The 11,684-nt window shown below is 36.7% G+C and carries 11 protein-coding genes; 10 read left to right on the top strand and 1 reads right to left on the bottom strand.

Going from position 1 to position 11,684, the window contains the following annotated elements; translation table 11 throughout:
* Positions 1–2 precede the first annotated feature (2 nt).
* The 3 genes from rsmG (at position 3) to ftsH (ending at position 3,483) form a co-directional block, all read left to right on the top strand.
* Positions 3–698 (top strand): 16S rRNA (guanine(527)-N(7))-methyltransferase RsmG, encoded by a 696-nt coding sequence (gene rsmG / locus FYJ79_RS10080; protein WP_154517763.1) that lies wholly within the window; start codon positions 3–5, stop codon positions 696–698.
* 16 nt (positions 699–714) lie between these two features.
* A complete protein-coding gene (gene noc, locus FYJ79_RS10075) occupies positions 715–1,497 on the top strand; it encodes a nucleoid occlusion protein (RefSeq protein WP_154517759.1) in 783 nt (260 codons plus the stop codon).
* A gap of 132 nt (positions 1,498–1,629) precedes the next feature.
* A complete protein-coding gene (ftsH, locus tag FYJ79_RS10070) occupies positions 1,630–3,483 on the top strand; it encodes an ATP-dependent zinc metalloprotease FtsH (protein WP_154517756.1) in 1,854 nt (617 codons plus the stop codon).
* Positions 3,484–3,520: 37 nt separating this feature from the next.
* Here ftsH and FYJ79_RS10065 read toward each other — a convergent pair whose 3' ends face one another.
* Entirely contained in the window at positions 3,521–4,699 is a 1,179-nt protein-coding gene (locus FYJ79_RS10065) for an AraC family transcriptional regulator (protein WP_154517753.1), read from the bottom strand.
* Between the two features lie 421 nt (positions 4,700–5,120).
* Here FYJ79_RS10065 and agaV point away from each other — a divergent pair, with 421 nt between their 5' ends.
* From agaV to FYJ79_RS10030, 7 genes are all read left to right on the top strand, one after another.
* Positions 5,121–5,597, top strand: a complete 477-nt coding sequence (agaV, locus tag FYJ79_RS10060; RefSeq protein ID WP_154517750.1) for a PTS N-acetylgalactosamine transporter subunit IIB — start codon at positions 5,121–5,123, stop codon at positions 5,595–5,597.
* A gap of 37 nt (positions 5,598–5,634) precedes the next feature.
* Complete coding sequence (locus tag FYJ79_RS10055) at positions 5,635–6,426, top strand: PTS mannose/fructose/sorbose/N-acetylgalactosamine transporter subunit IIC (RefSeq protein WP_074782109.1); 792 nt, start codon at positions 5,635–5,637, stop codon at positions 6,424–6,426.
* Positions 6,416–7,291 (top strand): PTS system mannose/fructose/sorbose family transporter subunit IID, encoded by an 876-nt coding sequence (locus FYJ79_RS10050; protein WP_154517747.1) that lies wholly within the window; start codon positions 6,416–6,418, stop codon positions 7,289–7,291. The genes FYJ79_RS10055 and FYJ79_RS10050 overlap by 11 nt, the downstream gene beginning before the upstream one ends.
* 142 nt (positions 7,292–7,433) lie before the next feature.
* On the top strand, positions 7,434–8,213 hold the full coding sequence (locus tag FYJ79_RS10045; protein ID WP_154517743.1) for an HAD-IIB family hydrolase: 780 nt from the start codon (positions 7,434–7,436) through the stop codon (positions 8,211–8,213).
* Between the two features lie 117 nt (positions 8,214–8,330).
* On the top strand, positions 8,331–9,644 hold the full coding sequence (locus FYJ79_RS10040; RefSeq protein ID WP_229771450.1) for a class II D-tagatose-bisphosphate aldolase, non-catalytic subunit: 1,314 nt from the start codon (positions 8,331–8,333) through the stop codon (positions 9,642–9,644).
* On the top strand, positions 9,616–10,464 hold the full coding sequence (locus FYJ79_RS10035; RefSeq protein WP_195837071.1) for an HAD-IIB family hydrolase: 849 nt from the start codon (positions 9,616–9,618) through the stop codon (positions 10,462–10,464). Before FYJ79_RS10040 ends, FYJ79_RS10035 begins: the two co-directional genes overlap by 29 nt.
* A gap of 114 nt (positions 10,465–10,578) precedes the next feature.
* Complete coding sequence (locus tag FYJ79_RS10030) at positions 10,579–11,190, top strand: flavodoxin family protein (protein WP_154517733.1); 612 nt, start codon at positions 10,579–10,581, stop codon at positions 11,188–11,190.
* The last annotated feature ends 494 nt before the right edge of the window (positions 11,191–11,684 follow it).

Here is an 11,684-nt window from a genome sequence, read left to right as displayed (position 1 = left end):
TTATGGATTTTCAAACGACTTTAGAGAATAAAGGTATTATTTTAAATGAAAAACAATTAAATCAGTTTGAAAGATACTATCAACTTCTAGTAGAATGGAATGAGAAGATGAATCTTACAGCAATTACTGATCATGATGATGTTTATTTAAAACATTTCTTGGATTCACTGACGATTTCATTTGATTATGATTTCAATAATCAATCTATTGTTGATGTTGGAGCAGGAGCTGGTTTTCCAAGTATTCCTCTAAAGATTGTTTATCCTGAATTACAAATTACTATTGTGGATTCATTAGGGAAGCGTATTATATTCTTGAATCATCTTGTTCAAGAACTGGACTTGGATCATGTTGAAGCGATTCATGCACGTGCTGAAGAATTTGCGATAAAGCATCGTGAAGCTTTTGATATTGCGACGGCTAGAGCTGTGGCTAGACTGAATATCCTAGATGAGTTATGTATGCCTCTTGTAAAGGTTGGTGGGGACTTTCTTGTGCTTAAAGGCCTACAGGGTGATATTGAACTTAAAGAAGCAAGCAAAGGAATTGAGAAGCTTGGGGGAAAGATTGTGAAAGATGTGGCTTTTACGCTTACTGATGAGAATGATCACCGTCATAATCTGATCATCCATAAAGTAAAGAACACACCTGCAAAATATCCAAGAGCCTTTGGTCAGATTAAGAAGAAACCATTGTAGGAAGGAAGGCTTTGATATGCGTAAAGATACATATAAGTTCTTAGACCTGAATCTTATCGAACCTAATAAAGAACAGCCAAGAACACACTTTGAAGAAGAAAAAATACAGGAATTAGCTGAAAGTATTCAAAAGAATGGCTTATTACAACCGATTGTCGTTAGACCCATTGGCTTTAGAAAATACCAGATTGTCGTGGGAGAAAGAAGATATCGTGCCTGCAAACTTTCCGGTATTAAAGAGATTCCTGTTATTATTCAAAAACTCAATGACCAAGAGACAGCCAATGCTGCCTTGGTGGAAAATATCCAACGTGAGAATCTCTCAGCTATAGAAGAAGCCCTTGCCTACCAGCAAATTCTTGATGCCCAAAATATCACGCAAAGCGAACTTGCCCAACAAATGGGAAAGAAACAATCAACGATTGCGAATAAATTAAGATTGTTACAATTACCAATAACAGTTCAGGAAGCTGTTAAAGAACGCAAGATTACTGAACGTCATGCTAGAGCATTATTAAAGCTTTCAAATACAGCTGAACAGAATAATATGTTGAGAAGTATTGAAGCTAATAATCTCACTGTTGAAGAAACAGAAAAACGGATTAAAGCCATGTTGGAACCTAAGGCTCCTAAGCCTAAAAAAGGAAAAACAAAAGCCTTTAGCCGTAATGTCAAGATTGTCTTAAATACATTTAAGCAAGCTATTGATATGGCAGAAAAGACGGTGGGTAGTGATATTAATAGTGAACAGACAGAAACAGATGACGAAGTCATCTTGACGATTCATATTAAGAAGTAGGAGATATGTTTTCATATCTCTTTTCTTATGTTCAAATTGTGTTAATAATCGTTCGATAGAATCACATTCGTTGAAGGACTAGTGTATATTGCATTATACTATAGTTACGAACACTGAAAGGGTGTGAAATAAATGATACAAGAAGATAATAATAAAGATCCAAAGAAAAGATTAGTGAGGTATTATATTGTTGCCTTAATCCTTATCTTAATAGGGAATTTCCTCATTGTACCAATGATCAGAGATGCCCAGATTGAACAGGTAGGTTACAACAAGTTCATAGAAATGACACTTGATAAAAAGGTTGGAGATGTCAAGATCGAAGACAATCGTATTCTCTTCACCAACAAAGATAAAACAAAAACCTACAAGACAGCTAAAGTAGAAGATAGCGGGCTTACTGACAGACTCTATAAATCAGGAGCAACATTTACCGGTGAAATCCAACAGCAGAATTCACCAATCCTTGATTTCTTACTCTATTGGGTTGTCCCTATTGCTTTCTTCTGGTGGTTAGGTAATCGCTTTAGAAAGCGTATGAATGATGCCATGAATAACTCTGATGCCATGTCATTTGGTGGTGGAGGCTTTGGTGGCCTTGGTAATTTTGGTAAATCTAATGCGAAAATATATGTCAAGAGTACAGAAGGCATTAAGTTTGATGATGTAGCTGGCGAAGATGAAGCGAAGGAGAACTTGACTGAAATCGTTTCGTATTTAAAGAATCCTACTAAATATAAAGAAATAGGTGCAACAATGCCTAAGGGTATTCTCTTAGTTGGTCCACCAGGAACAGGTAAGACAATGTTGGCGAAAGCTGTTGCTGGTGAAGCTGATGTCCCATTCTTCTCAATGTCTGGTTCAGAATTCGTAGAGATGTTCGTTGGTATGGGGGCTTCAAAGGTGCGTGACTTGTTTAAGCAGGCTAAAGAGAAAGCACCATGTATCGTCTTTATCGATGAAATTGATGCGATTGGTAAAAAGCGTGATGGTGGTAACTTTGGTGGTAATGATGAAAGAGAACAGACCCTCAACCAGTTGTTGACAGAAATGGATGGCTTTGAAGGAAATACCGGTGTTATGATTCTAGCAGCAACAAACCGTCCTGAATCACTTGACCCAGCCTTAACAAGACCTGGCCGTTTCGACAGACGTGTGCCTGTTGAACTTCCTGACTTAAAAGGCCGTGAAGATATTCTCAAAGTGCATGCTAAGAAAGTCAAGACAAGCGATGCCATTGACTATAACAAGGTTGCAAGAATGGCGAGTGGTTCTAGTGGTGCAGAACTGGCGAATATTGTCAATGAAGCTGCTTTAAGAGCTGTTCGTGATGGACGAAAGGCTGTTACCCAGGCAGACTTAGAAGAATCTATTGAAGTCGTCATTGCCGGCTATCAGAAGAAGAATGCGATTATGACAGATCATGAAAAGATGGTTGTTTCTTATCATGAAATTGGTCATGCCCTAGTAGCTGCTAAGCAGACAAACTCTGCCCCAGTCACTAAGATCACAATTATCCCAAGAACATCAGGTGCCCTTGGTTATACAATGCAGGTTGATGAAGGTAACCATTACCTGATGACAAAGGAAGAACTTGAAAATAAGATTGCGACATTGACAGGTGGCCGTGCTGCTGAAGAAGTCGTCTTTGGTGATGTTACAACTGGTGCAAGCAATGATATCGAACAGGCAACAAAGATTGCCAGACAGATGATTGCGAGATTTGGTATGAGTGACTTTGATATGGTTGCTTTTGAAACAGTGACTAATCAGTATCTTGGCGGTGATGCCTCACTTGCAGCCTCAAGCGATACACAGCGTAAGATTGATGAAGAAGTTGTTGCCTTAGTCAAGAAACAACATCAAAAAGCAATTGATATTCTTAATGAAAACAAAGATAAATTACATGAACTTGCGAAATTCCTTTATCTCAATGAAACAATCACAGGTGAACAGTTCATGGAAATCTTAAATAAGAAAGATTAAAAAGGTATTGGGGATAATCCTCAATACCTTTGTTTTTTTAAGACTTAATAAGCTTGTTGGCATATTCAGTTGGATTAATATCAAACTTCTGTTTAAAACGACGAGAGAAGTAGTGAATAGAAGAGAAGCCAAGCATAGAAGCAATCTCAGAAATGGTGTATTTGCTTTCTTTGATGAGTTCTTTGCTTTTCTGGAGTTTAAGATTGCTGATATATTCTTTTGGAGCAATATTAAGGTTGGCTTTAAAGAGGGATTGGAGCGATGAACGGCTAATGGCAAACTGGTCACAGAGATCTTCGACATTGAATGATGTAAAGATGTTCTCGTTGATATAGAGGATGATTTGTTCAAGAAGTTCATTTTCAAATTTTTGTTGCATTGGTGTACTAGCAATACGCTGTGATGGTTCTTTTGTGTTTTGGACGATTGTTGCCAGTAAGGCTTCAAGAATAACAATAATATTATCTGCACTTGTATCTGATTCGTCACTATCTGCTTTAACAAAGTCTTCGATAATTCTTTTTATATTACGATCAGCCATATGAACTGTATTAAAGATAATATCATTATATCTTGGATCAACTTCCATTCTGGCAATAATAGTTAAGTAGGAACAAGGTTTATCTTTCGTATGTTGTTCCTGGAAGACACCAGGTGGGGCAATAATGATCTGATTCTGATTTAAGATATATTCAGTACCATCAATAACAGTATAAAGTGTACCGCTATCTACATATGTAATTTCCCAAAAAGGGAGATATTCACCATTAAAATGATAATTTGTACTACGTACATTATAATAATCAGCAATCAATTCATGAACTTTAAATTTAGGTGTAATGCGGTGATAAACATATGTTTGATCAAAGAAATAGTTTTGCATGATTGTGGTTGGTGTTGTAGCGAGTTCTATAAAGGCTGTATCGGATAAGGCGATAAAGTTGAAATAGATACCGGCTTTGACCTTAACAACACGATGAACGACAAAGGTTTGGAATGATTCCTGATTAAGATCTTCGGACACAACAAGTAGGGTAATGCCTTCAAGTGTTCTAAAATAAACATCTTCATTGGCTTTATAGAGAAAGATGAGGTCTTTGTTTTCAACAGGTAGTTTATGATTGCCTTCGGAGAACTGTTTGCCTTTTTTGCCATCTGTCTCGTTAAAAACTTCACCATACTTAAGAAAATCTATACCAGATGTTTTCTTAAACATAAATATGCGACTCCTTTCAAGATAATAAAAAGTTTGTTCTTTACCATTATATCACATAAAAAGCACAAATATTCTAGTAAAAAGGATATAATATGTATAGAAATTATATTGTAAGAGTTTACATGTTGTACTAATTAGTAATATTATTGAAATAAAATTATCAGCATGATAAAATAATATTAAATGAGTATTGAAAGCGTAATTTGTACTCTTTTAAACAAGTAACGTCAAATAAAAGCAAAATAGAACAAACAAAGCCCTTACATAAAGCGCTTATTTTATGGAATAAGTATAATTCAAGTAACTAAACAATAAAAGAGACAAATTCGTTATTAAAAAATGTAAATATTTTTTAAAACAATAGTATTACCATATAGGCAAGGAGTAAAAAAGATTTAACTTCTTGGAGAGGAAGGATTTTATGCCAAATATCGTTTTAACTAGAATCGACAATCGTTTGATTCACGGGCAGGTTGCTACACAGTGGTGTGGTTCAGTAGGAGCTAACCTCTTGTTAGTGGCTAATGATGAAGTAGCTAAAGACAAATTAAGACAGGGTCTTATGAACATGGCTGCTCCTGGTTATGCACAGACAAGATATTTCTCTATTGACAAGACAATCGCTGTTATCAACAAGGCAAGCCCAAAACAAATGATCGCAATCATTTGTGAAACTCCACAGGATGTCTTAAGACTTGTGGAAGGTGGTGTACCAATTAAGAAAGTGAATATTGGTAACATGCACATGAAAGAAGGCAAGCGTCAGGTCGCTACGTCGGTAGCTGTAGATGATGATGACGTTGCTACTTTCAAGAAATTGCAGGATTTGGGTGTTGAACTTGAAATTCGTAGAGTTCCACAATTCGCTGCAGAAGATATTAATAAGTTATTTGAATAGTGTCGAAAAATTTTAGAAGGGAAATTGGGTAATTAATATGAGCGTTATTGAAATTGTCTTATTGGCAATCGTTACATTTATTTTCGCAATTGACCAGTTCTCATTAACAGAAATTGCTTATCGTCCAATGGTTGCTTGTCCTATTATTGGTTTAATCTTAGGTGATGTTAAGACAGGCTTAGTTATTGGTGGTACTTATGAGTTAATGATGATTGGTAACATGCCAGTAGGTGGTGCGCAACCACCAAATGCAGTATTAGGTTCTGTTGTCGCTATGATCTTCGCTGTTAAAGCTAAGATGGATATCAACGCAGCACTTGGTGCTTGTATGATCTTCGCTACATTCGGTCAGTATGTAGTAACATTCACATTCACTATCATGTCTGGTTTAATGGCTAGAGCTGATAAAGCAGCTGAAGAAGCTAATCCTAAGGGAATCACTCAGGTTAACTTAATCTCTTGCTTAATCTTAGGTACTTTATTCGCTGTTATCGCTATTATCGCTTATGTTGGTGGTACTGCAATGTCTGAACCACTTCAGCAGTTATCTAAGAACGCTTCTTGGTTCATGGGTGGCTTATCAGTTGCCGGTGGTATGATGCGTTTCGTAGGTTTCGCTATCTTATTAAAGATCATGTTAGCAAACGATATGTGGGGTTACCTCCTTGCTGGTTTCGTTGCAGCATTAGTTATTGGTAACGTTAAAGCATTATCTTCAGCAACATTATTATTAGTAGCATTCATCGGTGTAGCTATTGCACTTAACGATTTCCGTGTTACTGGATTAAACAAAAAGGTAGAAGAAGGAGGATTCAGCGATGGAATCTAATAAAGAATTAAAATATGTAGATACTAATCCTGCTCCTCGTGTCAGCAAATCTACATTAACTAAAATGATCTGGCGTTCTACAATGCTTCAGGCTTCATTCAACTATGAAAGAATGCAGTCTGGTGGTTGGTTATGGGCTATGCTTCCAGGTCTTGAAGAAATCCATACAAACAAAGAAGACTTAGCGACTTCAATGACACACAATATGGACTTCATCAATACACACCCATTCCTAGTAACATTCGTTATGGGTATCGTATTATCAATGGAACAGTTAAAGACTGATGTCCAGACAATTCGTACAGTTCGTATCTCTGTTGCAGCTCCATTAGGTGGTATCGGTGATGCCCTCTTCTGGTATACATTAGTTCCTATCACAGCTGGTTTAACAGCTAATATGGCTATTAAAGGCTCATTCTTAGGTCCTGTTCTTTACTTCGTAATCTTATTCGTTGCTGAAATGGCTCTTCGTTATGGCTTGATGTATTGGGCTTATAACTTAGGTATGAAGGCTGTCAGCATGATTACTGAATATGCACAGGAATTCACTCATGCAGCTTCTGTTCTTGGTGTATTCGTAGTAGGTGCATTAATCTCTAACTATGGTGCTGGTACTAAACTTGGTATCTCTATTCCAAATGGTAAGGCTCCAATCGTTATCCAGAATTACTTAGATATGATTCTTCCATGTATCTTACCATTAGGCTTAACACTTTGGATGTTCTACCTTATTAAGAAAAAAGGCTGGACTCCAGTTAAATGTATCGGCTTAATCTTAGTCATTGGTATTGTAGGTGCTATCTTCGGTATCTGGGCTGGTAGCTATACTCCACTTGTACCAGTTCCTTGGAAGGTTGTAGCTTAATTAGAATTGCGATATAAATGGTCATAAACCAACTCTCAAAGCTTTAATAAGGGGGATCGAAAGATTCCCCTTTTAGCGTGTTTGTCACTTGAAGTAAGAGGAACTTTTTGCCTATAATGGGAAGGAAAGTTGAGGTATAAACATGAAGTTACTGGCGACAGATTATGATGGAACATTAAAATATCAAGATCATGTGACTAAGGAAGACCGTGATGCCATTATCAGATGGAAAGAAGCAGGCAATCTCTTTGTCATTGATACAGGACGTTCAATGGAATCGATACTTGAAGAGGCAAAGAAATATGATTTACCTGTAGATTACTTTGTCACTAATAATGGTGGTATGCTTTTCAATAATAAAGAGGAAGAACTTTTCTCTTCTTACTTAGATACTCATCTAAGCTTAGAAATCATGAAGAGTGCCCACAAACAGCCTGACTGTGTTTCCTATGTAGCTAATGATGGCTTCTATCGTCACCGTATTATCATTGATGATAGTCTTGAAGAACACCGTTATCCAGGTTTAGAACCTAATATGAGCGAAGAAGATTTATGGAAGATGGGAAAGTATGCCCAGATTGTCATTTCGCTTGACAATCGTGAAAGAGCGAAGGAGCTTGAAACAAAGCTCAGAGCGCAATATGGTGATCGTATTGAAGCTTATGCTAATAAGTATGTTGTGGATGTTGTGCCAAAAGGTATGAGCAAGGCTACTGGTATTGAAATTGTCCGTCAGAAAGAAGGTATTGACTTAGAAGATCTTTATACGATTGGTGATGCTGCTAATGACCTAACTTTAATGGAATATGGTTATCATGGTTGTGTGATGGATTATGCTTTGCCTGAAGTGAAAGCTCATGCGAAAAGAGAATATCGCTGTATTGCAGCTTTAATTGATGATATAATGAAAAATGCAAAATAGTAGGTTTGTTTAACCTACTTATTTGTGTTTTTTAATTTTAAAGTTATATAAAATACCAACTCTATTCAAAAGAAAACAGATTCGTTTTATACTGTAAAAGTAAGGAGGATGAAACTAATGAAGAATCCATTAAAACAAATTGTAAGAGCACAAAAAGAAGGTAGAGCGATTGGAATCTATTCTTGTTGTAGTGCAAATGAATATGTTATTAAAGCAGCATTAAAGAAAGGAAAAGAAGATGACTCTTGCGTACTTATTGAAAGTACAGCTAACCAGTCTGACCAGTATGGTGGATATACTGGGATGAAACCAGCTGATTTCAAGGCATTTGTAGAAAAGCTAGCTGATGAAATTGGTTTCAATAAGGCAAAGTTATTCTTGGGTGGTGACCATTTAGGCCCACTTACTTTCACTGATAAACCTGAAGCTGAAGCTATGAAGGAAGCAGCAGAACTTATTCGTTGTTATGTTGGTGCTGGCTTTACAAAAATCCACATCGATACATCAATGCGTGTTGCTGATGATGACCAGAATGCACGTTTAAGTGATGAAACAATCGCAAGACGTGGGGCTGAATTAGCAGTTGTTGCAGAAGAAACATTCAAGAAATATCAGGAAGAACATCCTGATGCAGTAGAACCTGTTTATATCATTGGTTCAGAAGTACCAATTCCTGGTGGCCAGCAGGGTGGTGCAGCTGCTGATCATGTAGAAGTCACAAAACCTGATGATTTCCGTGCTACACTTGCGACATTCGAAAAAGCTTTCAAGGATCATGGTCTTGATCATGCTTGGGATAATGTTATTGGTATTGTCGTACAGCCAGGTGTAGAAGAAAAAGATGCTGGATGTACCGAATATGATAGAAGCAAAGCTGTTGATTTAATGGCTGCAATCAAAGCTTATGATAATGTTGTCTTTGAAGGTCATTCTACTGACTATCAGACAAAGATTAAATTAAGAGAAATGGTAGAAGATGGTGTTGGTATCTTAAAAGTAGGTCCAGCTTTAACTTATGCTATGCGTGAAGCATTATTCGCATTATCATTTGCGGAAGATGAACTTTATGATGAAGATGAAAGAAGTCATTTCAGAAAAGTTCTTGATGATGCTATGCTAGCAAATCCAAAGAACTGGAAGAAACACTATGTAGGTACTGAAAAAGAAATTGCGCTTAAACGTAAATATTCATTCTCTGACCGTTCACGTTACTATATGCCAGTAGAGAGTGTTGTAAAGGCTAGAGAAGTCTTATTAAAGCATTTTGAAAATGGTGTACCACTTAACTTATTAAGTCAGTTCATGCCAATTCAGTATACTAAGGTAAGAGAAGGGGTTATTGAAAATAAACCTGAAGAATTAATCATTGATCGTGTATGTAACTGTATTGATGAATATCTCTATGCAACACATCAAAAAGAATTATTCTAATATGCCCATTCATACAATTCTCTGTGATATCGATGGCTCATTAATGAAGCCTAGCAGTGGCTTATATGTAGATGAAGAGATTGCCAAGAAAATAATTGCTTTAGAGGAGCAGGGGATGCTTGTCATCCTCAACTCCGCTAGAGCCTTATCAGGTGTAATACCTCTTTCAAGACAACTTAAAATGGATGAGTTTGGTGGTTATGTTATTTGCTGTAATGGCGCTAATGTCAAAGATGCTAAAAATGGTCATACACTTTTTGAATATGCCATCCAACCACATCATGCATTAGATATCTGGCATACTATCATTAAGTATCAACTCGTTCCAGGCATTCTTCAGCCCCGTCAAATGCTTGCCTTGAAAATGACAAAAGGTTACGAGCTTGATGCGAAGAATTGTCATATTGATTACATTCTTACGAATAAACCAGAGGATGGCTTAAAAGAAGCTGTATGGAAGTGTACAGCTTCAGGGACAAAAATAGAAATTGATCGTGTCTTCTTTAGTCTTAAGGAAGAATTAGAAAAACATTTACCAGTCAAAGTCATTAGAAGTACGGATACATTTGTCGATATAATAGATATCAATGTTGATAAATTTAGAAGCTCCAATCAGTTATTAAGACAACTCTATAAGTCTTGGGATGAAGTATCCGTTATTGGTGATGGATTAGCGGATCTAGAATGCATGAAGGCTGCAAGTTACTGTGTAGCACCTGCGAATGCGCAATTAGAAGTGCTTAAGGTTGCTGATCAAATACTACCAAGCTGTGAGGAAAATGGCTGTCTTGTCTGGCTAGATGAATTGTTGAGAAAATAGAATTGAAGGGAAGTTAAGGGAAGCTTTACAGCTTCCTTTTTGTATTTAGGGAAATCTTCTTGACCGGTAGTTACAATCGTGTATTAAAATATGAGGTAGATAGAAGGTGAATATATGAAAGTATTAATGATTAATGGGTCTCCTGATGTCAAAGGCTGTATCCATACTGCATTTGAGGAAGCAAGTAAGATTTTTAATGAAGAAGGTATTGAAACAAAGGAATTCTTTGTGGGATCTAAAGATATTAGAGGATGTATAGCTTGTAATCATTGTAAAGAAGCAGGTCAATGTATCTTTGATGACTTAGTCAATCAAGTTGCATCCGAATTAGAAGATGCCAATGGTATTATTCTAGGCTCACCAGTATACTATGGAAATCCCAATGGGACATTATTATCGTTTGCGCAAAGATTGTTTTATAGCACGACGGTTGATCTTCATATGAAAGTGGGCGCAAGTGTTGTCTCTTGTCGACGTGGCGGCAATTCTGCAACATTTGAATCATTAAACCAGTTCTTTGGTATATCTGGCATGCCAATCGCTCCATCATCTTATTGGAATGATGTCCATGGCTATACACGTGATGATGTCTATAAAGACAAAGAAGGCTTACAAACAATCCATAATTTAGCCATCAACATGTCATTCATGATGAAAGCTATTGCGAATCAAAAAGACAAACCTACAATGACAAAAGAACAATATACAGACTTTATTAATGATTAGGAATTCTGTTATATCCTTAGATAAAGCACATAACATCATTATACCTAAATGCTTTGTTTGATTTAGAAGCAAATATCCCAAAAAATATCAAAATACATTCTTATAATCACTATAATTTGTATTTAGGTTAATGCAAAATTATGTAGTGAACAAGACTTGCCAGAATTTTCTGGGTTGAAAATGGTCTATTGTATTGACTTTTGAAACTGAAGTCTTAAAGCCTTCAGCAATATGATATAACTTTTCACTTTAGAAACCCCCTATTTTTGGCAAAAGCACTTGAATATTTTTTTCATTTTGGCTATATTATAATTGAGAGAGCCCACCACGCATAAGGCGGAAACGCACTGCGGACCACGGTTGGGACTTTTTTTGTAGTACAAGCGAAGCTTGTATCTAGTCTTTAGACAGTTGAGCGTACGTAGGACGCGAAACAATAAACCACCTGCTATGCAGGTGGATGGCAAGACAGTTATACAAAAACATCACCGTTC

Origin of the sequence: Sharpea porci (assembly GCF_009695655.1) — a bacterium.
Taxonomy (GTDB): Bacteria; Bacillota_I; Bacilli_A; order Erysipelotrichales; family Coprobacillaceae; genus Sharpea; species Sharpea porci.
This window is presented reverse-complemented; position numbering and strand designations above follow the sequence as displayed.